Source organism: Nocardioides sp. Leaf285, from assembly GCF_001422955.1.
Taxonomy (GTDB): Bacteria; Actinomycetota; Actinomycetes; order Propionibacteriales; family Nocardioidaceae; genus Nocardioides; species Nocardioides kribbensis.
The window spans coordinates 977,146-1,002,467 of record NZ_LMNH01000003.1; the positions used below are offsets into that span (position 1 = coordinate 977,146).

Below are 25,322 nucleotides of genomic sequence, written 5' to 3' on the forward strand. Positions count from 1 at the left end.
CTCGGGCCGACCTCGGCGTCGGGCGGCCGGCGTGGCCGTCGTGCGCGGCTAGGGTCGGCCCATGCCGATGCCCGAGCCGCTCTCGCCCGAGGAGCAGCGGGTGCTCGGCGCGCTGCTGGAGAAGCAGGTGACGGTGCCCGCGTCGTACCCGCTCTCCCTCAACGCGCTGCGCACCGCCTGCAACCAGACCTCCAGCCGCGACCCGGTGGTGGCCTACGACGAGCAGCAGGTCGAGCAGGTGGCGCGCGGCCTCAAGGACCGTGGGCTGGTGAGGATCGTCTGGTCCGACTCCGGTCGTCGCACGCTGAGGTACCACCAGGTGCTGGAGGAGGAGCTCGACCTCGAGCCCGACGAGCGCGCGCTGCTCACCGTGCTGCTGCTGCGGGGGGTGCAGGCCCCCGGCGAGCTGCGCACCCGCACCGAGCGGCTCCACCCCTTCGCCGACCGCGACGCCGTCGACGCCTGCTTGCTGCGCCTCGCCGCGCGGGAGCGCCCCCTGGTGCGCGAGGTCTCCCCGCGCTCCGGCCGGCTCGACAGCCGGTGGACCCACCTCCTGGGGCCGGTCGGGGCCGACGCGACGTCGGGCGGTGGGCCGGCCGCCGTCGGCCCCGACGAGCGGGAGTCGGTGCTCGCCGACGGCCCCGAGGCCCGCGACGAGCGCGTCCGCGCCTCCTACGACGCACTGGCCGAGCCCTACGCCGCCCGCTTCGCCGAGGAGTACGCCGAGGGCGCCCACGGCCCCCTCGGGCTGGAGACGTGGCTGCTGGGCCGGGTCGTCGCGCTCGCCGACGGCCGACCGGTCGTCGAGGTCGGCAGCGGGCCCGGCCACACCACCGCCCTGCTGCGCTCGCTGGGCGCGGACGCCTCGGGGGTGGACCTGTCGCCGGCGATGGTGGCCGAGGCCCGGCGCCGCTTCCCCGACGGGGCCTACGAGGTCGGCGACCTGCGGCGGCTCATGCGGCCCGCGACGGCGCCCGGGTGGGGCGCGGTGCTGGCGTGGTACTCCCTCATCCACCTCGCGCCCTCCGAGCTCGACGACGCCGTCGCCGCCCTGGTGCGACCCCTCGCGCCCGGCGGTCACCTGGTGCTGGCGCTCCAGGCGGCCTCCGCCGCGGGTCCCGTGGTGCGCCGCACCGACTCCTGGCTCGAGCGCGAGGTCGACCTCGCCCTGGTGCTCCACGAGCCGGCGCGCGTGCTCGCTGCGGTCGGGGCCGCGGGTCTGGTCGACGTCGAGTGGTACCACCGCGGGCCCTTGCTCCACCACGGCGAGACCACCGAGCGGCTCTACGTGCTCGCCCGCCGGCCGGGGTAGCCGCGCGTGGTCCGCCGCCCGACCCACCCGCCGGGGGCGGGTGCGGGGCTGGCTAGCGTGGGTGCCATGACCTCCGCCGGCTCCGACCACGACGGGCCCGGCACAGGCACGGAGCCCGAGCCGGGAGCCCCGGCCTGGCTCGCCGACGACGCCGATCCCGAGTACCACCTCGACGGCCGGGCCTACCCGCTCACCGACCGTCGCTTCCGCGACGTGGTCGGCTCCTTCGCCTCCGGGCTCACCGTGGTCACTGCGACCACCCCAGAAGGGCCCGTGGGCGTGACCTGCCAGTCCTTCGCCAGCGTCTCCCTCGACCCGCCGCTGGTGCTGGTGGTGCTGGCCCGGTCCTCCCGCGCGTGGCCCCGCGTCCGCGAGGCTGGCCGCTTCTGCGTCAACGTCCTCGCCGAGCACCAGCAGGAGCTGTCCACCCGCATGGCCAGCCGCGGCGTGGACAAGTTCGCGGGCGTGGGCTGGACCGCGTCGCCCGCGACCGGGGCGCCCCGGCTCGACGGCGCGGTCGCCCACGTCGACTGCGCGATCGACGCGGTCCACGAGGCCGGTGACCACGACGTGGTGGTCGGGCGCGTGCTGGCCCTCGCCGAGGGGCCCGGCGGTGCGGACGCCCCGCCGCTGCTCTTCCACCGCGGTGCCTACCGCCGGCTGGGCTGACGCGGGCCCCGGTCGGCTAGGTTCGTCGTCGTGATCGCCCTGCCCGGCCACGGCTTCGTCATGCTCTCGATGCCCAAGTGCGCCTCCACCACCCTCGTCACGAGCCTCATGGGTCGCGCCGAGGTGATGATGCGGATCAACCCGCGCCTCAAGCACATGAACGCGCGCACCTTCACCAACCGGATGGCGCCGGTGCTCCAGACGGGTGGCTACCAGCGCGACGACTACGAGCTGGTCTCGCTCTTCCGCGAGCCGGTGGCCTGGCTGGAGTCGTGGTGGCGCTACCGCCAGCGCCCCGCGCTGCAGGACGACGACAACTCCCGCGCGGCCAACTCCACCGCCGACGTCAGCTTCGACGCCTTCGTCGGCGCCTACCTCGACGGCGCCCCGGGCGCGCTCAAGGGGCGCCAGGCCCGCTTCATCGCGCTCTCGGCCGACCTCGACATCGCCGTCGACCGCCTCTTCGCCCTCGAGCGCCCCGACGTGTGGGAGGGCTGGATCGCCGAGAAGATCGGCGAGCCGCTCGAGGTCACCATGAAGAACTGGTCGACCTCCACGAGCCGGCCCGACCTCAGCCGCGCCCTGCGGCGCCGCCTCGAGGACCACCTGCGCCCTGAGCTGGAGATCTACGAGCACCTGCGCGCCGAGGGCCAGTGGGCCCCGCCGCGCGGCCACGTGCCCGGGCGCTGAGCCGCCGCCGCCACGCCGTCGCCTGCCCGGCTGCCGAGCCGGCCCGGCTGCCGAGCCGGCCCGGCTGCCGAGCCGGCCCGGCTGCCGAGCCGGCCCGGCTGCCGAGCCGGCCCGGACCGCCCCGGCGTACGGCGTGGGGTCAGTCGCGCGCGGTGAGCACGAGCGGGGGCCCGTCGGGGGTGATAGCGACGGTGTGCTCGGAGTGCGCGCCGCGCGACCCGTCGGCGCTGCGCAGCGTCCAGCCGTCGGCGTCGGTGACGATCTCGTCGGTCGTGTGGAGGAACCACGGCTCGATCGCGATGACCAGACCGGCCTTGAGCCGCAGACCGCGACCGGCGCGGCCGTCGTTGGCGATGTGGGGCTCGCCGTGCATGGTGCGCCCCACGCCGTGCCCGCCGAACTGGGTGTTGACGCTCAGCCCGGCCTCGTGGGCCACGGCCGCGATCGCGGCCGAGATGTCGCCGACGCGGTTGCCGACGCGGGCGGCGTCGATGCCCGCGGCCAGGGCCCGCTCGGTGGTCTCGATGAGCGTCAGGTCCTCCGGCCTCGGGGTGCCGACGACGACGCTGAGCGCGGAGTCGGAGACCCAGCCGTCGACGGCGCAGGCGAAGTCGACGCTGAGCAGGTCGCCGTCGCGCAGGGTGTAGTCGTGGGGCAGGCCGTGGAGCACGGCGTCGTTGACCGACGTGCAGAGCACCTTGCCGAAGGGCGAGGCGCCGAACGACGGGTGGTAGTCGATGTAGCACGACTCCGCCCCGCGCTCGCGGATCATGTCGTGCGCGACCCGGTCGAGCTCCAGCAGGTTCACCCCCACGTCGGCGACCTCGCGCAGGCGGGTCAGCACCTCGGCCACGAAGCGCCCCGCGGGTCGCATCTGCTCGATCTGGGTGGGCGTGCGCAGCTCGATCACGGGGTCGAGCCTAGGCGCGCCCCGGGAGCCGGGCGGCCCGGGGTCCCGGGCCGCGCACCTCCCGATCGCCGTGCCGCGGGGCGGGCGCCACGCGGTCGGGTCACCGCCACGGGCACGCCGGGTGTGATGTGCGCTGCGCCCCGGGGGGCGTCGCTGCTCCGCGACCGGCCCGGGCGGTCCCGAGCCGGACCTCACCGCGCCCGGTGACCGACCGGGCGGGGGTGGCGGGAGACGACAGGTCCAGCGGGTGCCGACCGGTCGTACGCCGCCACTTCTCGGGCGGGCCGGTCAGGGACGGGGCGCTCCCGAGCGGCGCGTGACCGCTGCCCGGGGGATCGCGGTGGGAAGTGGCGGGAGACGACAGGTCCAGTGGGCGCCGACCGGTCGTACGCCGCCACTTCTCGTGCGCGCCGCCCCGCGGCGGGAGTCACTGCCGCGCGGGGCGTGGCTGGAGCCCGGTGACCGGCCGACGGCCGACCGGGCGGAAGTGGCGGGAGACGACACCTCTGGCGGCTGCCGACCGGTCGTACGCCGCCACTTCTCAGGCGGGCCGTGCAGCGGCGGGAGGTGCTCCCGAGCGGACGTGGTGGGAGCCCGCTGACCGTCCCGGTGGCCGACTGGGCAGAAGTGGCGGGAGACGACACCTCCGGCGGCTGCCGAGCGGTCGTACGCCGCCACTTCTCGGGCGGGCCGCCCCGCGGCGGGAGTCACTGCCGCGCGGGGCGTGGCTGGAGCCCGGTGACCGGCCGACGGCCGACCGGGCGGAAGTGGCGGGAGACGACAGGTCCAGTGGGCGCCGACCGGTCGTTCGCCGCCACTTCTCGGGCGTGCCACCCCGCGGCGGGAGCCGGTCCCGTGCGGGCGTGGTGGGAGCCCGCTGACCGTCCCGGTGGCCGACTGGGCGGAAGTGGCGGCAGACGACCGGTCCAGGGGGCGCCGACCTGTCGTACGCCGCCACTTCTCGTGCGCGCGGCCCCGCGGCGGGAGGCACTGCCGCGGGGGGAGTGGCTGGAGCCCGCTGACCGGGCGGAGGTCGCGGGAGACGACAGGTCCGGCGACTGCCGCCCCGTCGTACGCCGCCACCCCCACCGTCCACCCACGCGGTGAGGGCCGCGAGCGGGTCACCAGCCCCGGGCGCGCCACTCCGGGATCGACGCGCGCTCGGCGCCGAGGGTCGAGTCGCCGCCGTGGCCGGGGTAGAACCACGTCTCGTCGGGCAGGGCGTCGAACAGCTTGGTCTCGACCTCGTCGACGAGCTGGGCGAAGGCGGCCTCGTCGCCGAAGGTGTTGCCCACGCCGCCGGGGAAGAGCGAGTCGCCGGTGAACAGGTGGGGCCGGCCGCCGGAGGGGCGGTCGTCGTAGACCAGCGCGACCGACCCGGGGGTGTGGCCGGCGATCGGCACGACCTGCAGGGTGCAGTCGCCGACCGCGACGGTGTCGCCGGCCCCGACCCGGCGGGTCACGGTGACGCCGGTCTGCTCCGCGACGGCGTCGGCGTCGGGGGTGCCGACGACGACCTCGGCCCCGGTGGCGGCGACGACCTCCGCCAGCGCGCGGTGGTGGTCCCAGTGCTGGTGGGTGGTGACGACGGTGTCGAGGCCGGCCTCACCGACCAGGCCCAGCAGCGTGGCGGCGTCGGCGGCGGCGTCGACGAGCACCTGCTCCCCGGTGTGGCGGCAGCGCAGCAGGTAGCAGTTGTTGGACATCTCGGGGTCGACGGCGACCTTGGTGATGACGAGGTGGGCCAGCTCGCGGGTCTGGGCGGGGCCGCCGGGGGAGACGTCGCCGTCGTAGTCCGAGGGGGCCGGGGTGTCGCTCGGTGGGGTCATGTCCCCATCCTGCCGCGCCGGCGGGTGGTCCGACCCGTGAGCGGGCTCACCCGGCGCGGGCGGGTCCGCTGCCCATCGGGGTGTGGCCCCGCTGTCGGTGGTGCGTGAGATGGTGAGCGGACGTGCCGACCCGCCCCCGCGGCGGACGCCGACGTACCATGACGAACGTCTGTTCGACTCCTCCACGCCACCAGGACGGGACTCCAGTGCAGGACCAGCTCATCATCCGGGGTGCTCGCGAGCACAACCTGAAGGACGTGTCGCTCGACCTTCCCCGCGACTCGCTGATCGTCTTCACCGGCCTCTCGGGCTCGGGCAAGTCGTCGCTCGCCTTCGACACGATCTTCGCCGAGGGCCAGCGTCGCTACGTCGAGTCGCTCTCGGCCTACGCCCGCCAGTTCCTGGGCCAGATGGACAAGCCCGACGTCGACTTCATCGAGGGTCTCTCGCCCGCGGTCTCGATCGACCAGAAGTCGACCTCGAAGAACCCCCGCTCGACGGTCGGCACGATCACCGAGGTCTACGACTACCTCCGCCTGCTCTACGCGCGCGCCGGGCGCCCCCACTGCCCCACCTGCGGCGCCCCCATCGAGCGGCAGACCCCGCAGCAGATCGTCGACCGCGTGCTGTCCCTGGAGGAGGGCCGGCGCTTCCAGGTCCTCGCACCGGTCGTGCGCGGCCGCAAGGGGGAGTACGTCGAGCTCTTCCGCCAGCTGCAGACCCAGGGCTTCTCGCGCGCCCGCATCGACGGCGAGACCCACTCCCTCGACACCGTCCTGTCCGACGGACCGAAGCTCGACAAGCAGAAGAAGCACACCATCGAGGTCGTCGTCGACCGGCTGGCGGTGAAGGAGTCCTCCAAGCGGCGCCTCACCGACTCCGTGGAGACCGCCCTCGGCCTGGCCGGCGGCCTGGTCGTGCTCGACTTCGTCGACCTCGACGCCAAGGACCCCGGGCGCGAGATGAAGTTCAGCGAGAAGATGGCGTGCCCCAACGACCACCCCATCGACACCGACGACCTCGAGCCGCGGTCGTTCTCGTTCAACTCGCCCTTCGGGGCCTGCCCGGCCTGCAGCGGCCTGGGCACCAAGCTGGAGGTCGACGCCGAGCTCGTCGTGCCCAACCCGTCGGCGACCCTCGGCGAGGGCGCCATCCAGCCCTGGGCCGGCGCCCACGTCGCCGACTACTTCCTGCGCCTCATGGACGCCCTGGGCGACGAGCTCGGCTTCGACCTCAACACCCCGTGGGAGGACCTCTCGGCGCGCTCGCAGAAGGCGCTGCTCGACGGCCACGCCACGAAGGTCCACGTCGTGACCCGCAACCGCTACGGGCGCGAGCGGGCCTACTACGCCGACTTCGAGGGCGTGCGGGGCTACGTCGAGCGCCGCCACCGCGAGGCGGAGTCCGACACCAGCCGCGACCGCTTCGAGGGCTTCATGCGCGAGGTGCCGTGCCCCACCTGCCGCGGCAGCCGGCTCAAGCCGGTCTCCATGGCCGTGCTGCTCGGCGGCCGCAACATCGCCGACGTCTGCGCCCTGCCCATCAACGAGGCCTCGGAGTTCCTCGGCTCCCTCGAGCTCTCCGCGCGCGAGCGCCAGATCGGCGAGCGGGTGCTCAAGGAGATCCAGGAGCGCCTGCAGTTCCTCCTCGACGTCGGGCTCGACTACCTCTCCCTCGACCGACCGTCCGGGTCGCTCTCGGGCGGCGAGGCGCAGCGGATCCGGTTGGCCACCCAGATCGGCGCCGGTCTCGTCGGCGTCCTCTACGTGCTCGACGAGCCGTCGATCGGGCTCCACCAGCGCGACAACCAGCGCCTCATCGAGACCCTCGTGCGGCTCAAGGACCTCGGCAACACCCTGATCGTGGTGGAGCACGACGAGGACACCATCAAGGTCGCCGACTGGGTCGTCGACATCGGTCCGGGGGCCGGCGAGCACGGCGGCCAGGTGGTGCACAGCGGCACCGTCGAGGACCTGTACGCCCACCCCGACTCGATGACCGGCCAGTACCTCTCCGGTCGTCGTGAGATCCCGGTGCCCGCCCGTCGTCGCCCGCGCACGGTCGGGCGCGAGCTCAAGGTGCTCGGCGCCCGCGAGCACAACCTGCGCGACGTCGACGTGACGTTCCCGCTCGGCGTCTTCGTCGCCGTCACCGGCGTCTCGGGCTCGGGCAAGTCCACCCTGGTCAACGACATCCTCTACACCTCGCTGGCCAAGCAGCTCTACAACGCGCGCACCCTCCCGGGCCGCCACCGCGCGATCACCGGCCTCGAGCACGTCGACAAGGTCATCCACGTCGACCAGTCGCCCATCGGCCGCACGCCGCGCTCCAACCCCGCCACCTACACCGGCGTCTTCGACCACGTGCGCAAGCTCTTCGCCGCCACCCCGGAGGCCAAGATGCGCGGCTACCTCCAGGGCCGGTTCTCCTTCAACGTCAAGGGCGGGCGCTGCGAGGCGTGCTCCGGTGACGGCACCATCAAGATCGAGATGAACTTCCTGCCGGACGTCTACGTGCCGTGCGAGGTCTGTCACGGGGCCCGCTACAACCGCGAGACGCTCGAGGTGCACTACAAGGGCAAGACCATCGCCGAGGTCCTCGACATGCCGATCGAGGAGGCCGTCGACTTCTTCGCCGCCGTGCCGGCCATCGCGCGCCACATGAAGACCCTCGTGGAGGTCGGGCTCGGCTACGTCCGCCTCGGTCAGCCCGCGACGACCCTCTCGGGAGGCGAGGCGCAGCGCGTCAAGCTCTCCGCGGAGCTGCAGAAGCGCTCCACCGGCCGCACCGTCTACGTGCTCGACGAGCCGACCACCGGTCTGCACTTCGAGGACATCCGCAAGCTGCTGCTGGTGCTGGGCCGCCTGGTCGACCAGGGCAACACCGTCCTGGTCATCGAGCACAACCTCGACGTCATCAAGACCGCCGACTGGCTCGTCGACATGGGCCCCGAGGGCGGGTCCCGCGGTGGCGTGGTCGTCGCGGAGGGCACGCCCGAGAAGGTCGCGACGGTCGAGGCCAGCCACACCGGCCGCTACCTCCGCCCGCTGCTCGAGGGCAAGGAGGCCACGCAGCCACGTGGTCGCCTCGCCGCGTCGGAGGCGCCGGCCCCGGCGCGCGCCACCCGCCGCCAGGCCGCCTCCCAGGTCGCCAACGACCGTGCCGCCGCCCGGGCCGCGAAGCCGGCCAAGGCGACCACCGCCAAGAGGACGACCGCCAAGAAGACGGCCGCCAAGCGGACGGCCGCCAAGAAGTAGGGAGCCCCGGAGGTCGTGAGCCACGGCGGTGGCCGGGGCCACCGGTCGCCGGTCCCTGGGTCGATCCTCAGCCGCTCCACAGACCGCCTGGCTACCCTCGCGCTCAACCACCCGCCGTCACGAGAGGACGACGACCATGACCAGCACCGAGCCCGCCCCCGCCGACACCGGGAGCACCCTCGACCCCACCACGACCACCCGCCGCGGTGGCTTGACCCGGCGCCGCGCCCTCGGCGGCGCCGCGGGGATCGGGGTGGCACTCCCGGTGCTGGCCGCCTGCGGCGGCGAGGAGGAGGCGGCCAGCGACCCCGCCGCCGACCTCCCGGCCGGCGCGAGCCTGACCCCCACCGCCGACGTGCCGGTCGGGGGCGGCGCGATCCTCTCCGAGGAGGAGGTCGTGGTCACCCAGCCGACCGAGGGGGAGTTCAAGGCCTTCTCCGCGGTGTGCACCCACCAGGGCTGCCTGGTCTCCCAGGTCTCGGCCGACGGCATCGTCTGCACCTGTCACGGCAGCGTCTTCGCCCTCGACACCGGCGAGCCCACCGACGGCCCCGCCACCGAGGCGCTGGCGGCGGTCGCGGTGACGGTGTCGGGCGACGAGGTCACGCTGGCCTGACGGGCGCTCCCCGTCGCCTCGCGGGGCGCCCGCCGGCGTGGACCGTCGGTGGGCGACCGTAGGGTTGAGGCGTGCCGTCACGATCCGCCCGACCCTCCCGCGGCCCGCTGTCCTACCGTCCCGAGCCGGGGTCGATCCCCACCCAGCCGGGGGTCTACCGGTTCCGCGACGCGGCCGGCCGGGTGATCTACGTCGGCAAGGCCAAGAACCTCCGCGCGCGGCTCTCCTCGTACTTCCAGGACATCGCCAACCTGCACCAGCGCACGGCCACGATGGTCACCACCGCCGCCGGGGTGGAGTGGACGGTGGTCAACACCGAGGTCGAGGCGCTCCAGCTGGAGTACTCCTGGATCAAGGAGTACGACCCGCGCTTCAACGTGAAGTACCGCGACGACAAGTCCTACCCCTGGCTGGCCGTCACCGTCGGCGAGGAGTACCCCCGGGTGATGGTCGGGCGCGGCGCCAAGCGACGCGGCACGCGGTACTTCGGCCCCTACAGCCACGCCTGGGCCATCCGCGAGACCGTCGACATCCTGCTGCGGGTCTTCCCGATGCGCTCGTGCAGCAACGGCGTCTTCAAGCGCTCCGCCCAGATCGGGCGCCCCTGCCTGCTGGGCTACATCGACAAGTGCTCCGCGCCCTGCGTGGGCAAGGTCAGCGCGGACGAGCACCGCGCGATCGTCGACGACTTCTGCGACTTCATGGGCGGGCAGACCCGGCCCTTCACGCGTCGCATCGAGAAGGAGATGTACGCCGCGTCCGACGCGATGGACTTCGAGAAGGCGGCTCGGCTGCGCGACGACCTCGGGGCGATGCAGCGGGCGCTGGAGAAGCAGGCCGTCGTGCTCGGCGACGGCGCCGACGCCGACGTCATCGCCTTCGCCGAGGACCCCCTCGAGGTGGCGGTGCAGGTCTTCTACGTGCGCGGCGGCCGGATCCGCGGCCAGCGGGGCTGGGTCGCCGACCGCGTCGACGAGGGCGGCACCGCCGAGCTGGTCGACGACTTCCTGCTCCAGCTCTACGCCGGCGCCGGCCGCGACGCGCAGGGCGACGCGATCCCGCGCGAGATCCTGGTGCCGGCGCTCCCGCCCGACCTGGCCACCTTCGAGGAGCTGCTCGGCGACCTGCGCGGCGGCAAGGTGCAGATCCGGGTGCCGCAGCGCGGCGACAAGAAGACGCTGCAGGAGACCGTGGCCAGCAACGCCCGGCAGTCGCTGGCGCTGCACAAGACCAAGCGCGCCAGCGACCTCACCACCCGCAACCGTGCGCTGGAGGAGATCCAGGACGCCCTCGACCTCGACGACGTGCCGCTGCGCATCGAGTGCTACGACGTCTCCAACCTCCAGGGCACCGAGGTGGTGGCCTCGATGGTGGTCTTCGAGGACGGGCTCAGCCGCAAGGGCGAGTACCGCCGCTTCGTCATCAAGGGCGTCGACGGCCAGAACGACGTGGCCTCGATGCACGAGGTCATCACCCGGCGCTTCCGCCGGCTGCTCGACGAGCAGGCCCGCTCCGAGGTGCGCCCCGGCGACGCGGGCGACCCCTCCAGCGGTCCGATGCTGGTCGACCCCGAGACCGGCCGTCCGCGCAAGTTCGCCTACGCCCCCGGCCTCGTCGTCGTCGACGGCGGGCCGCCCCAGGTGGCGGCCGCCCAGCGGGCCCTCGACGAGCTCGGGATCGACGACATCCCCGTCTGCGGCCTGGCCAAGCGGCTGGAGGAGGTCTGGCTGCCGGCCCAGGAGGACCCGGTCATCCTGGCCCGCTCCTCCGAGGGTCTCTACCTGCTCCAGCGGATCCGCGACGAGGCCCACCGCTTCGCCATCAACCACCACCGCTCCCGACGCTCCAAGAGCATGGTCGAGAGCGCCCTCGACGACGTGCCCGGGCTGGGGGAGGTGCGGCGCAAGACCCTGATGAAGCACTTCGGGTCGCTGAAGAAGCTGCGCGAGGCCGAGGTGGAGGAGATCGCCACCGTGCCGGGCATCGGCCCGCGCACGGCCGCGGCCATCAAGGACGCCGTGGCCGCGGCGTCCGCCAAGGGCGGCACCAAGGTCGGTGACGGGGGCGGCGGGGGCACCGCCGCGCCCGGCGCCGGCCCGACCTACAGCGTCAACACCGCCACGGGCGAGATCATCGAGGAGTCGTGATGGAGCAGGTCGGTCCCGAGCGGGGCGAGCTGGTGGTCGTCACCGGCATGACGGGGGCAGGCCGCAGCACCGCGGCCAAGGAGCTGGAGGACCTCGGCTACTTCGTCGTCGACAACCTCCCGCCGAGCCTGGTGCGCGAGGTGGTGCGCCTCGTCGACGACAGCCAGGGCCTCAGCCAGCCGATCGCGGTGGTGGTCGACGTGCGCTCGGGGTCGTTCTTCGCCTCGCTGCGGGCCAACCTCGCCCACGACTCGGTGGGCCGGCGCACCACCCTGGTCTTCCTCGAGGCCACCGACGAGGTGCTGGTGCGACGGCAGGAGGCCGCGCGCCGCCCCCACCCGCTGCAGGGCTCGGGTCGCCTGCTCGACGGGCTCCAGCGCGAGCGCGAGGTGCTGGCCGACCTGCGCGGCGACGCCGACCTGCTCATCGACACCTCCGCGCTCAACGTCCACCAGCTCACGGCCCGGATCTCGGAGGCCTTCGGCACCCCCGACTCCACGGCGCTGCGCATCCGGGTCATCAGCTTCGGCTTCAAGTACGGCATCCCCGTCGACGCCGACTTCGTCGCCGACATGCGCTTCCTGCCCAACCCCCACTGGATCCCCGAGCTGCGTCCGGGCACGGGGCGCGACCCCGAGGTCGCGGGCTACGTGCTGTCCCGCGACGGGGCCGAGGAGTTCCTCGACGCCTACGTCCCCCTGCTCACCGGAGTGGCCGAGGGCTACCTGCGCGAGGGCAAGCGCTTCATGCGCGTGGCCATCGGGTGCACCGGTGGCAAGCACCGCAGCGTGGCGATGACCGAGGAGACCACCCGTCGCCTGGTCGAGGCCGGGCTCGACGCCACCGCGACCCACCGCGACCTGGGGCGCGAGTGACGCCCCCGTCGCGCCGCGACCACGACCGCGCCCAGTCGGTGGTCGCCCTCGGTGGCGGCCACGGTCTCTTCGCCTCCCTGCAGGCGCTGCGGCGCCTGGTGGGCGAGCTGGTCGTCGACGACCTCACCGCCGTGGTCACGGTCGCCGACAACGGTGGCTCCTCGGGCCGCCTGCGCGGCGAGTTCGGCGTGCTGCCCCCGGGCGACCTGCGCATGGCCCTCGCCGCGCTGTGCGGCGACGACGAGTGGGGTGCGACCTGGTCGAGGGTGCTGCAGCACCGCTACGCCGGCGACGGCGAGATGCGCGGCCACGTCACCGGCAACCTGCTCATCGTGACCCTCTGGGAGCTGCTCGGCGACCACGTGCAGGCCCTCGACTGGGTCGGTCGGCTGCTCGGCGCCTCCGGCCGCGTGCTGCCGATGGCGCTGACGCCCATGGACATCACCGCGCGCGTGCGCGGCCTCGACCCGGGCGCGCCCGACGCCCTCACCACGGTGCGCGGCCAGGTAGAGGTCGCGACGACCGCCGGTGCCATCACGGCGGTCGACCTCGACCCGCCGGCCCCCGAGGCCTGCCCGGAGGCGGTCGCCGCCGTGCGCGCCGCCGACTGGGTCGTGCTGGGCCCCGGCTCGTGGTTCACCTCCGTCATCCCGCACCTGATGGTGCCCGACCTGCGGCGGGCGCTCGTCGAGACCGAGGCGCGGGTCGTGGTCGTGCTCAACCTCGCCGAGCAGCCGGGGGAGACCGGCGGCTTCGGACCGGTGGACCACCTGGCGGTGCTCGCCGAGCACGCTCCCGACCTGCGCATCCACACGGTGCTGGCCGACGCCCGCCAGGTGGGCGACGAGCCCGGCGAGCGGGCGCTCCTCGAGCAGCAGGTGGCCGCCCACGGAGCCCGTCTCGTGGTGGGTGACGTCGCCCACGACGATGGTTCCCCACGCCACGACCCCGACCGCCTGGCGGCCTGCTTCGAGACCGTGATGGCCGACTCCTGAGGCGTCGGGGGCCCTCGTCCCGGTGCCCGCGGTGATTGACTCGCGTGCGAGGATCGGCCCATGGCGATGACGGCACAGGTGAAGGCCGAGCTGGCCAGCACCCAGATCACCAAGACCTGCTGCCGCAAGGCCGAGGTCGCCTCGATGCTCCGCTTCGCAGGCGGTCTGCACATCGTGAGCGGGCGGATCGTCGTGGAGGCCGAGCTCGACACCGGCGCCGCGGCCCGCCGGCTGCGCAAGGACATCGCGGAGGTCTACGGCCACGCCTCCGACGTGGTGATGGTGCAGGGCAACGGCATCCGCAAGGGCAGCCGCTACATCGTGCGGGTGGTGCGCGACGGCGAGTCGCTGGCCCGCCAGACCGGCCTGCTCGACCAGCGCGGACGGCCCGTGCGCGGTCTGCCCCCGGCGGTCGTCGCCGGGGGCGGCTGCGACGCCGTGGCCTCGTGGCGCGGGGCCTTCCTGGCCCACGGCTCGCTCACCGAGCCCGGGCGGTCCTCGTCGCTGGAGGTCACCTGCCCGGGGCCCGAGGCGGCGCTCGCACTCGTCGGCGTCGCCCGCCGCCTGGGCATCCAGGCCAAGGCCCGCGAGGTGCGCGGCGTCGACCGCGTGGTGATCCGCGACGGTGACGCCATCGGGCAGCTGCTGACCCGCCTGGGCGCCCACGAGTCGCTCATGGCCTGGGAGGAGCGCCGCATGCGCCGGGAGGTGCGTGCCACCGCCAACCGCCTCGCCAACTTCGACGACGCCAACCTGCGCCGCTCGGCGCGTGCGGCCGTGGCCGCCGGTGCCCGGGTCGACCGTGCGATGGAGATCCTCGGCGACGAGGTGCCCGACCACCTCAAGATGGCCGGCACCCTGCGCCTCGAGCACAAGCAGGCCTCCCTGGAGGAGCTGGGGCAGCTCCACGAGCCGGTGCTCACCAAGGACGCCATCGCCGGGCGCATCCGGCGGCTGCTCGCGATGGCCGACAAGCGGGCCGAGGAGCTCGGCATCCCCGACACCGAGGCCTCGCTGACCCCCGACATGCTCGCCGACGAGGGCTGAGCAGCGCCGTCCGTGCGCCCCCACGGTTACCGGCACGTACGACGGGACGCTCGGCGCCGCCGGGGTCGCCACCCGCTAGGGTCGACGGCGGCCGTCACGCCGTCCCGGCCGACGTGCCCGCAGAGCTGATCCACCACGCTGATCCATCCCTGATCCACCCGAGTACACCGTCCTCTCCAGAGCAGGAGCTCCACCCGTGACCGTTCGCGTAGGCATCAACGGTTTCGGCCGCATCGGCCGCAACTTCTTCCGCGCCGTCCGCGCCTCGGGCGCCGACATCGAGATCGTGGGGGTCAACGACCTCACCGACAACGCGGTGCTCGCCCACCTGCTGAAGTACGACTCGATCCTGGGCCGCCTCGACGCCGACGTCTCCAGCACCGACTCCGCGATCGTCGTCGGAGGCACCGAGATCCACGCCTTCGCCGAGCGCAACCCCGCCGACCTCAAGTGGGGCGAGATCGGTGTCGACGTCGTGGTCGAGTCGACCGGCTTCTTCACCGACGCCACCAAGGCCAAGGGCCACCTCGACGCCGGGGCCAAGAAGGTCATCATCTCGGCGCCGGCCTCCAACGAGGACATCACGGTCGTGATGGGCGTCAACCACACCGACTACGACGCCGCGCAGCACCACGTCATCTCCAACGCCTCGTGCACCACCAACTGCCTGGGCCCGATGGCCAAGGCCCTCAACGACGACCTCGGCATCGTCAAGGGTCTGATGACGACCATCCACGCCTACACCGCCGACCAGAACCTCCAGGACAACATCCACAAGGACCTGCGTCGCGCCCGCGCCGCGGCCCTCAACGTGGTGCCGACCTCGACCGGTGCGGCCAAGGCGATCGGCCTGGTGCTGCCCGAGCTCAAGGGCAAGCTCGACGGCTACGCCCTGCGCGTGCCCGTGCCCACCGGCTCGGCCACCGACCTGACCTTCGAGGCCTCGCGCGAGACCACGGTGGAGGAGGTCAACGCGATCATCGAGAAGGCCGCCGACGGCCGCTTCCTGAAGTACTCCACCGACCCGATCGTCTCCAGCGACATCGTCACCGACCCGGCGTCGTGCATCTTCGACGCCCCGCTGACCAAGGTCATCGGCAACCAGGTGAAGGTCGTCGGCTGGTACGACAACGAGTGGGGCTACTCCAACCGCCTCGTCGACCTCATCGGCTACATCGGCGAGACCCTCTGACGTGAGCGACCTCTCCTCCCTCGGTGACCTGCGGGGCAAGCGGGTCCTGGTCCGCTCCGACCTCAACGTCCCGCTCGAGGGCGACGCCGACCAGCAGCGCATCACCGACGACGGCCGCATCCGTGCCAGCGTCCCCACCATCCGCTCGCTGGCCGAGGCCGGCGCGCGGGTGGTGGTGACCGCGCACCTCGGCCGCCCGAAGGGTGCCCCCGAGCAGCGCTACTCGCTGGCCCCGGTGGCCGAGCGGCTCGGCGAGCTGCTCGGCGCCGACGTCGCCTTCGCCACCGACACCGTCGGTGAGAGCGCCCGCTCCACCGTGGCCGGGCTCGAGGGCGGCGAGGTCGCCCTGCTGGAGAACGTGCGGTTCAACGCCGGCGAGACCAGCAAGGACGACGCCGAGCGGCGGGAGTTCGCCGAGCAGCTCGCCGGGCTCGCCGACGCCTTCGTCTCCGACGGGTTCGGCGTGGTGCACCGCAAGCAGGCCAGCGTCTACGACGTCGCCCAGCTGCTGCCCCACGCGATGGGTGACCTGGTCGCCACCGAGATCGACGTGCTGCGCCGGCTCACCGACACCCCGGAGCGCCCCTACGTCGTGGTGCTCGGCGGCTCGAAGGTCTCCGACAAGCTCGGGGTGATCGACAACCTGCTGGGCAAGGCCGACAAGCTCCTCATCGGCGGCGGCATGGTCTTCACCTTCCTCGCGGCCCAGGGCCACGAGGTCGGCAAGAGCCTGCTGGAGCAGGACCAGCTCGACACCTGCCGGGAGTACCTCGCGCGGGCCGCGGAGTCGGGCGTGGAGATCCTCCTGCCCGGTGACATCGTGGTCGACACGACCTTCCCGACCGGCGAGGCGACCCCGCAGCCCAGGGTGGTCGCCGCCACGGCGATCCCGGCCGACTGCCTGGGCCTCGACATCGGCCCCGCCTCGGCGGCCGACTTCGCGGCGGCGCTCTCCGGGGCGCGCACCGTGTTCTGGAACGGCCCGATGGGCGTCTTCGAGGTCGCGGAGTTCTCCGACGGCACGCGGGCGGTCGCCCAGGCACTGACCGAGGTCGAGGGCCTCTCGGTGGTCGGCGGGGGTGACTCCGCCGCGGCGGTGCGCACGCTCGGCTTCGACGAGTCGGCCTTCGGCCACATCTCCACCGGCGGCGGCGCGAGCCTCGAGTACCTCGAGGGCAAGACGCTCCCCGGCATCGACGTCCTGGAGGACTGAACCGTGCCCACGACACGCACCCCGCTCATGGCGGGCAACTGGAAGATGAACCTCAACCACCAGGAAGCGGTGGTGCTGGTCCAGAAGCTGGCCTGGACGCTGCAGGACAAGCGCCACGACTTCGGCGAGGTCGAGGTCGTCGTGGTGCCGCCCTTCACCGACCTGCGCTCGGTCCAGACCCTGGTCGACGGCGACCGCCTCTCCGTGCGCTACGGCGCCCAGGACGTCTCCACCCAGGACTCCGGCGCCTTCACCGGTGAGATCTCGGCCGCGATGCTGGCCAAGCTCGGCTGCTCCTACGTCGTCGTGGGGCACTCCGAGCGCCGCGAGCACCACGGCGAGACCGACGCCGTGGTCAACACCAAGGCCCACAAGGCGCACGCCGCCGGCATGGTCCCGATCGTGTGCGTGGGCGAGGGCCTCGAGGTGCGTCGCGCCGGGGAGCACGTCGCGCACACCCTCGCCCAGGTCGACGGCTCGCTGGCGGGCTTCACCGCCGAGCAGGTCGCCGGGCTGGTCGTGGCCTACGAGCCGGTCTGGGCCATCGGCACCGGCGAGGTCGCCACCCCCGAGGACGCCCAGGAGGTCTGCGGGGCGATCCGGGCCCGGGTGCGCGAGGTCCACGGCGACGCCGCGGCCGACGGTCTGCGGGTGCTCTACGGCGGCTCGGTCAAGGCCGGCAACGTCGCGGGGATCATGGCCAAGGACGACGTCGACGGCGCCCTCGTGGGCGGCGCGAGCCTGCAGGTCGACGAGTTCAGCGGCATCTGCCGCTTCTCCGACATGCCGGTCCTGTGACCCGGCTCGCGTGACGTAGGATTCCCGACTGTGGATCTAGTCTTCACCATCGTCCTGGTCATCACGAGCGCGCTGATGATCCTTCTCGTCCTGCTGCACAAGGGCCGCGGAGGCGGCATGTCCGACATGTTCGGCGGCGGCGTCTCCAGCTCGCTGGGGGGCTCGTCGGTCGCCGAGCGCAACCTCGACCGGCTGACGGTCGGCATCGGCATCATCTGGTTCGCCACCGTGATCGCCCTGGGCCTGCTGCTGGCCTACCAGGCCTGACCCCGAGAGCTGAGGAGACCGCACATGGCTGGAGCAGGGAACGCTATTCGTGGCAGCCGGGTCGGCGCCGGCCCGATGGGCGAGGCCGAGCGGGGTGAGGCGGCGCCGCGACAGGCGGTGACGTACTTCTGCTCCCACGCCCACAGCTCGGTCGTGACCTTCTCGGTCGAGGCGACGGTGCCCGACTCCTGGGACTGCCCCAAGTGCGGTCTGCCCGCCGGGCGCGACTCCGAGAACGCTCCGCCGGCGACCAAGATCGAGCCCTACAAGACCCACCTGGCCTACGTGAAGGAGCGGCGCTCCGACCAGGAGGCCGCCGACATCCTCGACGAGGCGCTCTCGCTGCTGCGCCGCCGCCGCAAGTCGGGCGACCTGATCTTCTGAGCCCGCGCCACGGGCCCACGCAGACCACGAGGCCGGCCGCTCCCGAGGGGAGCGGCCGGCCTCGCGTGTGTCGCGTGCCTCGGTCGCACGCGCCGGCTCAGACGGCGGAGGCGGCCTCGCGGTCGAGGAACCAGGTGGTCTCCTCGCGTCCGGAGACCCCGACGGCGGGGATCTGCTCCACGGCTGCGTCGCCGAGGGCCTGCGCCACGGCGTCGGCCTTGGCCTCGCCGCTCACCAGGAACCACACCGCGCGGGCGCGGCGCAGGGCCGGGAAGGTGAGCGAGACCCGCTGCGGCGGCGGCTTGGGGGAGTCGGGGACGGCCACGACGTCGCGGTCCTCGACCGCGAGCGCGGCCTGGCCCGGGAAGAGCGAGGCCACGTGCCCGTCGGGGCCCATGCCGAGCATGACCACCTCGAGCTCGTCGGCGCCGTGCGCGGCGAAGGTCGCGGCGTAGGCCTCGGCGGCGGCCTCGACGTCGGCGGCGTCGGACGTCGAGGGCATCTCGTGGACCTGCTCCTCGGGCACCCCCACGGCGTCGACGAAGGCGCGGCGTGCGGCTCCCGCGTTGCGCTCCTCGGAGTCGGGGGCCACGAAGCGCTCGTCGCCCCACCACAGCACGACCCGGGACCAGTCGACCTCGGCCGCCGGCGCCAGCTGGGCCACCGCCTCGTGCACGTGCCCGGCGATGGTGCCGCCGGTCAGCACGACCTGCGGGACCCGGCCGGCACGCTGGGCGTCGGCCAGACGGCCCAGCAGCTCGCCGGCCACGGCGGTGGCGAGGACCCGGGGGTCGTCGTGCACCTCGACCCGCGGCTCGGTGCTCACCGCAGGGCCCCGCTGACCGCGCCCAGCTCCCCGGGGCCCGTCACGTGCAGGCGCAGCACCGGGCGCCCCTTGTCGGCCAGCACGCTGCCGTCGCCGACGGCCTGGGCGGTGAGGAACTCGTGGAACGTGAAGGGACGGTCCGGCACCGCCAGGTCAGCGACGGGGTCGCCGGTGACCTGGACGTAGACGCCGGTGTCGGGTCCGCCCTTGTGGTACTGCCCGGTCGAGTGCAGGAAGCGCGGGCCCCACCCGAAGGTCACCGGCCGGCCGGTGCGCTCGGCCAGCGCGTCGCGCACGTCGGCGAGGGCGGCGTCGCGGTGGCGGTCGAGGTAGGCCTGGACCGCGACATACCCGTGCTCGCCGTCGAGGTGGCTCAGCAGCGCCTCCACGGCGTCCGCCACGGTCGTCGTGCCCTCGGGCAGCCAGCCCTCGCTGGCGTAGACCGACACGGACCCGTCGACGAAGACCGGCGTGGGGGAGGCCCCCCCGCCGTCGAGCATCTCGCGGGCCGCGGCCTTGGCGCTCTCCACGTCGGGCTGGTCGAAGGGGTTGATGCCGATGACGCGTCCGGCGACGGCGGTGGCGTACTCCCACAGCAGCATCTGTGCGCCGAGACCGGCGTCGACGTGGGCGCCCCAGCCGGAGGCCGGTCGGGCGTCCTCGGCCGCCGCGGCGTCGGGACCGAAGGTCACGAGCACCCCGTCGGCGCCCGAGGGGGAGAAGTTCGGCGCGGCGACGGAGCCCACGACGACCGGGAGGATGCCCTTGCCGTCCTTGCCCGTCGACTCGGCCACGAGCTGCTCGGCCCAGTCGCCGAAGCCGGGGTACGTCGACCCCGCGTCGGCCAGCACCAGCTTGTCGGCCCCCGCGAGGTTGGCCGCACCGAGCAGCGCGCCGAGCCGCAGGCCGGGGTTGTCGACCCCGTCGGCCTCCAGCGCCGGGCGCACCGCCTCGGCCTGGTCGAGCAGCCGCGCGATGTCGGCGCCGGCCAGGCCGCTGGGCACGAGACCGAAGGCCGTGAGCGCGGAGTAGCGCCCGCCGACCTCGGGGTCGGCCAGGAACACGCGGTAGCCCGCGTCGCGCGCCGACTCCTCCAGGGGCGAGCCGGGGTCGGTCACGACCACGATCCGCGTGGCGGGGTCGATCCCGGCGTCGGCGAAGGCCTTCTCGAAGGCGCGTCGCTGGCTGTCGGTCTCCACCGTGCCGCCGGACTTCGACGACACGACGACCACGGTCTCGGCGAGCCGGTCCTCGAGGGCGGCGCGCACGAAGTCGGGGTCGGAGGAGTCCAGGACGACCAGCTCGACGCCCGCCTCGGCGCAGATGACCTCGGGGGCCAGCGAGGAGCCGCCCATGCCGCACAGCACGACCCGGGACAGCCCGGCCTCGCGGTGCTCGACCTGGAGCGCGGCGACGTCGTCGACCAGGCCCCGCGACTCGGTGGACAGCGAGACCCAGGCGAGCCGCTTGCCGGCCTCGTCCTCGGCGGCCGGGCCCCACAGGGTCCGGTCGCGCGCGGCGATGCCGGAGGCGACCCGGTCGGTCACCAGCTGCTGCACGAGGTCGGCGTAGGCCCGCTCGTCGCGGTAGCCGAGGGCCAGGGAGAAGCCGGGGCCCTCGGCGGTGCTCCAGGCCGTCACTTCGCAGCCTGCTGCATCTGGCCCTTCACGGTCTCGACCAGCTCGGTCCACGACTTCTTGAACTTGTCGACGCCCTCGTGCTCGAGCACGACGAGCACGTCCTCGAAGTCGATCCCGACCGAGGCCAGCGAGGCGAAGACCTGCTCGGCCTCGGCCTTGCGGCCGCTGACCTTGTCGCCCTCGACCTCGCCGTGGTCGGCGAAGGCCTGCATGGTCTTCTCCGGCATGGTGTTGACGGTGCCGGCGACCACCAGGTCGGTGACGTAGAGGGTGTCGGAGTAGTCCGGGTTCTTCACGCCGGTCGAGGCCCACAGCGGACGCTGGGCGTGGGCGCCGGCGTCGGCGAGCTGCTTCCACCGGTCGCTGGCGTGCACCTCCTCGAAGGCGGCGTAGGCCAGGCGGGCGTTGGCGACCGCGGCCTCGCCGCGCAGGGCGAGGGCCTCCTCGGAGCCGATCGCCTCGAGGCGTGAGTCGACCTCGGAGTCGACGCGGGAGACGAAGAACGACGCCACCGACTGGATCGAGGCGAGGTCGAGCCCGGCGTCGCGGGCCTGCTCGAGGCCGGTGAGGTAGGCGTCCATGACCTCGCGGTAGCGCTGCTCGCCGAAGATCAGGGTCACGTTGACGCTGATGCCCTGGGCGATCGCCGCGGTGATGGCCGGCAGGCCCTCCTTGGTGGCGGGGATCTTGATGAGCGCGTTGGGGCGGTCGACCGCGGCCCAGAGGGCCTGCGCCGAGGCGATGGTGCCGGCGGTGTCGTTGGCGAGGTCGGGCTCGACCTCGATCGAGACCCGGCCGTCGGAGGAGGAGCCGTCGGCCACGGGGGCCAGCACGTCGCAGGCGTTGCGGACGTCCTCGGTCGTGAGCTCGAAGATCACCTTGTCGACGTCGTGGCCCTCGGCGACCAGGCGCCCGACCTGCTCGTCGTAGCGCTCGCCGTCGGCGATGGCGCCGGCGAAGATGGTCGGGTTGGTGGTCACGCCGACCACCGAGCTGTCCTTGACGAGCTCGGCCAGGTTGCCGCTCTCGATGCGCTCGCGCGACAGGTCGTCGAGCCAGATGGACACCCCCGCGTCGGCGAGGGCCTTCAGACGATCACTCATGGGTTTCTCCCTGTGCTGGGCGGTGCCGGGTGGCGCCGGGTGGGGCCGGCTGCTGCCGGGTGGTCGGGTGCGGGGTGGGCGCTCGCGCGCTCAGGAGCCCGTGACGGTGCGGAAGCTGTCGCGCGCGGCGTTGGCCACGGCCTCGCCGGTGATGCCGTACTCGTCGTAGATGCGCTGGTAGTCGGCCGAGGCGCCGTACTGGTCGATGGAGACGATGCGACCGTGGTCGCCGACGTACTCGCGCCAGCCCTGCCTCACGCCGGCCTCGACGGAGACGCGGGCCTTGACCGTGGTGGGGATGACGGTCTCGCGGTAGGCCTCGTCCTGCTCCTCGAACCACTCCACGCAGGGCATGGAGACGACGCGGGCCTTGATGCCGTCGGCGGCGAGGAGCTCGCGCGCCGCGACCGCGACCTGGACCTCCGAGCCGGTGCCGATCAGCACGACGTCGGGCACGCCGCCCTCGGCCTCGAGCAGCACGTAGCCGCCGCGGGCCACACCCTCGGCGCCGGCGTAGCCGTCCTCGCCGCGGGGGAAGACCGGCACGTTCTGCCGGGTCAGCGCCAGCGCGGCGGGGGTGTCGGTGCGGCCGAGGATGTGCAGCCACGCCGCGGCGGTCTCGTTGGCGTCGGCCGGGCGGACGACGTCGAGGCCCGGCATGGCCCGCAGCGCGGCCAGGTGCTCGATCGGCTGGTGGGTGGGGCCGTCCTCGCCGAGACCGATGGAGTCGTGGGTCCACACGTAGGTGACGGGCAGCTTGCTCAGCGCCGCCACGCGCACCGCACCGCGCATGTAGTCGGAGAAGGTCAGGAACGTGCCGCCGAAGACGCGGGTCAGCTTGTCGGCGGCGATGCCGTTCATGATCGCGCCCATGCCGTGCTCGCGGATGCCGAAGTGGAGCACGCGGCCCTGGTGGGGGTCGGCCTTCCAGTCCTCGGTGTCGCGGCTCACGGGCAGGAAGGACGGGGCGTCCTCGATGGTGGTGTTGTTGGAGCCGGCCAGGTCGGCCGAGCCGCCCCACAGCTCGGGCATGCGCGCCGCGACGGCGTTGATGACCTTGCCGGAGGCCGAGCGGGTGGCGACACCCTTGGCGTCGGCGGGGAAGACCGGCAGCGCGTCGGCGAGGCCCTCGGGCAGGCTGCGCGACTTCAGGCGGTGCAGCAGGGTGGCGCGCTCGGGGTGGGCCTCGGCCCAGGCGCGGTAGCGCTCGTCCCACTTGTCGCCCCACGCGGCGCCGCGCTGACGCAGGCCACGGGTGTGCTCGAGCACGTCGGCGGGCACCTCGAAGCGCTGCTCGGGGTCCCAGCCGAGCACCTTCTTGGTGGCCGCGACCTCCTCGTCGCCCAGGGCGCTGCCGTGGGCCTTCTCGGTGCCCTGGGCCGACGGGGCCGGCCAGGCGATGATCGTGTCGAGCACGATGAGCGAGGGCTTGTCGGTCACCTCGCGGGCCGCGACGACCGCGTCGTGCAGGGCCGGCACGTCCTCGGCGTACTCCGCGCCGCCGTGGGTCCAGTCGACGTTCTGCACGTGCCAGCCGTAGGCCTCGTAGCGCTTCGCGACGTCCTCGGTGAAGGCGATGTCGGTGTCGCCCTCGATCGAGATCCGGTTGCGGTCGTAGATGACCGTGAGGTTGCCGAGCTCCTGGGTGCCGGCGATCGAGGAGGCCTCGCCGCTCACGCCCTCCTGGAGGTCGCCGTCGCTGCACAGCGCGTAGACGTGGTGGTCGAAGAGGCCCTCGCCGGGGGCGGCGTCGGCGTCGAGCAGGCCGTGCACGCGCCGGGCCGACATGGCCATGCCGACGGCGTTGGCGACACCCTGGCCCAGGGGCCCGGTGGTGACCTCGACGCCGGCGGTGTGGCCGAGCTCGGGGTGGCCGGGGGTCTTGGAGCCCCAGGTGCGCAGGGCCTTGAGGTCCTCGATCTCCAGACCGAAGCCGCCGAGGAAGAGCTGCGTGTAGAGCGTGATGGAGGAGTGGCCGCACGAGAGCACGAAGCGGTCGCGGGCGATCCACTCGGGGTCGGCCGGGTCGTGGCGCATGACCTTCTGGAAGAGCAGGTAGGCCACCGGCGCGAGGCTCATCGCGGTGCCGGGGTGGCCGTTGCCGACCTTCTGCACGGAGTCCATCGCCAGCACGCGCGCGGTGTCGACCGCCTTCGCGTCCAGCTCGGTCCAGTCCAGGGCGGGGGTAGTGCTCACAAGGGTCCTTCCGGCGGGATTCGGGGGCGCCGACACCGCGAGGAGCGGGTCGACACGTGCCTCAACAGCGAGGTCGCGCAGGCGATTCCGAGCCTACTCACCCCCGGCGGTAGACTCCTACCGGCACCAGCGCTGGTGGACCGTGGCCCGTCGGCCCTCCGCCCCGAGCGCCCCCACCCACCCCGAGGACCTCCGTGACGCATGTCGGCCAGTCGGCCTCTGCCGCAGGGCAGCAGGGCGCAGACCCCGCCGGCGGCGCGGCCCCCGGCGGCGCGGCCCCCGGCGGCCGCGCGACCTGGCGGGACGTGGTGGCGGCGTACGTCGGTCTCACCAAGCCCCGGGTGATCGAGCTGCTGCTGCTGACCACCGTGCCGGTGATGTTCTACGCCGCCCGCGGCGTGCCGGAGCTGGGACTGGTCGTCTGGACCGTCCTGGGCGGCACCTTCTCGGCCGGCTCGGCCTCGGTGTTCAACTGCGTCTACGACCGCGACATCGACGAGCAGATGCGCCGCACCCGCCGCCGCGCGCTGCCCCGTCACATCGTGACCCCGCGCTCGGCGCTGGTGTTCGGCACCGTGCTCGGCGTGCTGTCGACCGTGATCCTCTACCTCGGGGTCAACGCGCTCTCGGCGCTGCTGTCGGTGACCGCCATCGCGTTCTACGTCTTCGGCTACACCATGCTGCTCAAGCGGCGCACGACCCAGAACATCGTCTGGGGCGGCATCGCGGGGTGCTTCCCGACCCTCATCGGCTGGACCGCGGTGACCGGGTCGCTGTCGTGGACGCCGGTCGTGCTCTTCATGGTCGTCTTCTTCTGGACCCCGCCCCACACCTGGGCGCTGGCTCTGCGCTACCGCGAGGACTACGCCCACGTCGACGTCCCGATGCTGCCGGTGGTCAAGCCGGCCCGTGAGGTCGGCCGCCAGATCGTGCTCTACAGCTGGGTCATGGTCGCCACCTCGCTGCTGCTGTGGCCCGTGGCCGGCACGGGCCCGTTCTACCCGGCCGCGGCCGCTGTGCTCGGCGCGGTCTTCCTGCTCGAGGCCCACCGCATGTGGGGTCGCACGCGCGGCACCGAGGACCTGAGCGTGATCCAGCCCATGCGGCTGTTCCACTCCTCGAACCTCTACCTCTCGCTGCTCTTCGTGGCCGTCGCGCTCGACCCGCTGCTCAGCTTCTGAGGCCTCCCCGACCGGGGCCCGCCGGCGCGGCCCCCTCGGGACGCGTCGACCGCTGCGAGGCCACCGCGGGCCCACTGCGCAGGTCGTCGTCGCGTGCCGGACGTCACCGGCCAGCACCCGGTCGCGCGCACCACGCCACGTCCCGTCACGGGACGAGGTCGACCGCCACGGCCGC

The 25,322-nt window shown here is 73.5% G+C and carries 21 protein-coding genes; 15 read left to right on the forward strand and 6 right to left on the reverse strand.

Features of this window, described 5'->3' with window-relative positions; translation table 11 throughout:
• The first annotated feature begins 61 nt into the window (after positions 1 to 61).
• The 3 genes from ASF47_RS12895 to ASF47_RS12905 all read left to right on the forward strand — a co-directional run bounded on the left by ASF47_RS12895 (position 62) and on the right by ASF47_RS12905 (position 2,671).
• Positions 62 to 1,312 (forward strand): DUF480 domain-containing protein, encoded by a 1,251-nt coding sequence (locus ASF47_RS12895; protein ID WP_056864327.1) that lies wholly within the window; start codon positions 62 to 64, stop codon positions 1,310 to 1,312.
• A 66-nt stretch (positions 1,313 to 1,378) separates the two neighbouring features.
• A complete protein-coding gene (locus ASF47_RS12900; protein ID WP_082500263.1) occupies positions 1,379 to 1,981 on the forward strand; it encodes a flavin reductase family protein in 603 nt (200 codons plus the stop codon).
• Between the two features lie 30 nt (positions 1,982 to 2,011).
• The gene (locus ASF47_RS12905) at positions 2,012 to 2,671 is read left to right on the forward strand and encodes a hypothetical protein (RefSeq protein WP_056864328.1); all 660 of its coding nucleotides are present in this window, start codon (positions 2,012 to 2,014) and stop codon (positions 2,669 to 2,671) included.
• Positions 2,672 to 2,810: 139 nt separating this feature from the next.
• Here the strand turns inward: ASF47_RS12905 and map are convergent, their stop codons facing one another.
• Positions 2,811 to 3,581, reverse strand: coding sequence for a type I methionyl aminopeptidase (gene map / locus ASF47_RS12910; protein ID WP_056864329.1), 771 nt, complete (start codon positions 3,579 to 3,581; stop codon positions 2,811 to 2,813).
• Between the two features lie 1,121 nt (positions 3,582 to 4,702).
• A complete protein-coding gene (locus tag ASF47_RS12915) occupies positions 4,703 to 5,410 on the reverse strand; it encodes an MBL fold metallo-hydrolase (RefSeq protein WP_056864330.1) in 708 nt (235 codons plus the stop codon).
• A gap of 206 nt (positions 5,411 to 5,616) precedes the next feature.
• Between ASF47_RS12915 and uvrA the strand changes: the two genes are divergently transcribed.
• The 11 genes from uvrA to ASF47_RS12970 all read left to right on the forward strand — a co-directional run bounded on the left by uvrA (position 5,617) and on the right by ASF47_RS12970 (position 18,201).
• The gene (gene uvrA / locus ASF47_RS12920) at positions 5,617 to 8,667 is read left to right on the forward strand and encodes an excinuclease ABC subunit UvrA (RefSeq protein ID WP_056864331.1); all 3,051 of its coding nucleotides are present in this window, start codon (positions 5,617 to 5,619) and stop codon (positions 8,665 to 8,667) included.
• A 136-nt stretch (positions 8,668 to 8,803) separates the two neighbouring features.
• Entirely contained in the window at positions 8,804 to 9,283 is a 480-nt protein-coding gene (locus tag ASF47_RS12925) for a Rieske (2Fe-2S) protein (protein WP_082500264.1), read from the forward strand.
• Positions 9,284 to 9,354: 71 nt separating this feature from the next.
• A complete protein-coding gene (gene uvrC / locus ASF47_RS12930) occupies positions 9,355 to 11,430 on the forward strand; it encodes an excinuclease ABC subunit UvrC (protein ID WP_082500265.1) in 2,076 nt (691 codons plus the stop codon).
• Positions 11,430 to 12,305, forward strand: a complete 876-nt coding sequence (rapZ, locus tag ASF47_RS12935; protein ID WP_056864332.1) for an RNase adapter RapZ — start codon at positions 11,430 to 11,432, stop codon at positions 12,303 to 12,305. Before uvrC ends, rapZ begins: the two co-directional genes overlap by 1 nt.
• A complete protein-coding gene (locus ASF47_RS12940; protein WP_056864333.1) occupies positions 12,302 to 13,300 on the forward strand; it encodes a gluconeogenesis factor YvcK family protein in 999 nt (332 codons plus the stop codon). Before rapZ ends, ASF47_RS12940 begins: the two co-directional genes overlap by 4 nt.
• 60 nt (positions 13,301 to 13,360) lie before the next feature.
• Positions 13,361 to 14,347, forward strand: coding sequence for a DNA-binding protein WhiA (gene whiA / locus ASF47_RS12945; RefSeq protein ID WP_056864334.1), 987 nt, complete (start codon positions 13,361 to 13,363; stop codon positions 14,345 to 14,347).
• Positions 14,348 to 14,543: 196 nt separating this feature from the next.
• Complete coding sequence (gene gap / locus ASF47_RS12950) at positions 14,544 to 15,539, forward strand: type I glyceraldehyde-3-phosphate dehydrogenase (protein WP_056864335.1); 996 nt, start codon at positions 14,544 to 14,546, stop codon at positions 15,537 to 15,539.
• Position 15,540: 1 nt separating this feature from the next.
• Entirely contained in the window at positions 15,541 to 16,752 is a 1,212-nt protein-coding gene (locus ASF47_RS12955) for a phosphoglycerate kinase (protein WP_056864336.1), read from the forward strand.
• A gap of 27 nt (positions 16,753 to 16,779) precedes the next feature.
• On the forward strand, positions 16,780 to 17,550 hold the full coding sequence (gene tpiA, locus ASF47_RS12960) for a triose-phosphate isomerase (RefSeq protein ID WP_056864337.1): 771 nt from the start codon (positions 16,780 to 16,782) through the stop codon (positions 17,548 to 17,550).
• A 30-nt stretch (positions 17,551 to 17,580) separates the two neighbouring features.
• Positions 17,581 to 17,817, forward strand: coding sequence for a preprotein translocase subunit SecG (gene secG / locus ASF47_RS12965; RefSeq protein ID WP_056864338.1), 237 nt, complete (start codon positions 17,581 to 17,583; stop codon positions 17,815 to 17,817).
• 24 nt (positions 17,818 to 17,841) lie between these two features.
• Positions 17,842 to 18,201: an RNA polymerase-binding protein RbpA gene (locus ASF47_RS12970; protein WP_056864339.1), complete on the forward strand. Its 360-nt coding sequence runs from the start codon at positions 17,842 to 17,844 to the stop codon at positions 18,199 to 18,201.
• 97 nt (positions 18,202 to 18,298) lie between these two features.
• Here the strand turns inward: ASF47_RS12970 and pgl are convergent, their stop codons facing one another.
• The 4 genes from pgl to tkt all read right to left on the reverse strand — a co-directional run bounded on the left by pgl (position 18,299) and on the right by tkt (position 23,966).
• A complete protein-coding gene (gene pgl, locus ASF47_RS12975; protein ID WP_056864340.1) occupies positions 18,299 to 19,027 on the reverse strand; it encodes a 6-phosphogluconolactonase in 729 nt (242 codons plus the stop codon).
• Entirely contained in the window at positions 19,024 to 20,667 is a 1,644-nt protein-coding gene (locus ASF47_RS12980) for a glucose-6-phosphate isomerase (RefSeq protein ID WP_082500267.1), read from the reverse strand. The genes pgl and ASF47_RS12980 overlap by 4 nt, the downstream gene beginning before the upstream one ends.
• Entirely contained in the window at positions 20,664 to 21,770 is a 1,107-nt protein-coding gene (tal, locus tag ASF47_RS12985; protein ID WP_056864341.1) for a transaldolase, read from the reverse strand. The genes ASF47_RS12980 and tal overlap by 4 nt, the downstream gene beginning before the upstream one ends.
• A gap of 90 nt (positions 21,771 to 21,860) precedes the next feature.
• Complete coding sequence (gene tkt / locus ASF47_RS12990; protein WP_056864342.1) at positions 21,861 to 23,966, reverse strand: transketolase; 2,106 nt, start codon at positions 23,964 to 23,966, stop codon at positions 21,861 to 21,863.
• A 194-nt stretch (positions 23,967 to 24,160) separates the two neighbouring features.
• On the opposite strand from tkt, the gene ASF47_RS12995 reads away from it, so the two are divergent.
• Positions 24,161 to 25,147, forward strand: a complete 987-nt coding sequence (locus tag ASF47_RS12995; RefSeq protein ID WP_056864343.1) for a heme o synthase — start codon at positions 24,161 to 24,163, stop codon at positions 25,145 to 25,147.
• Positions 25,148 to 25,322 lie beyond the last annotated feature (175 nt).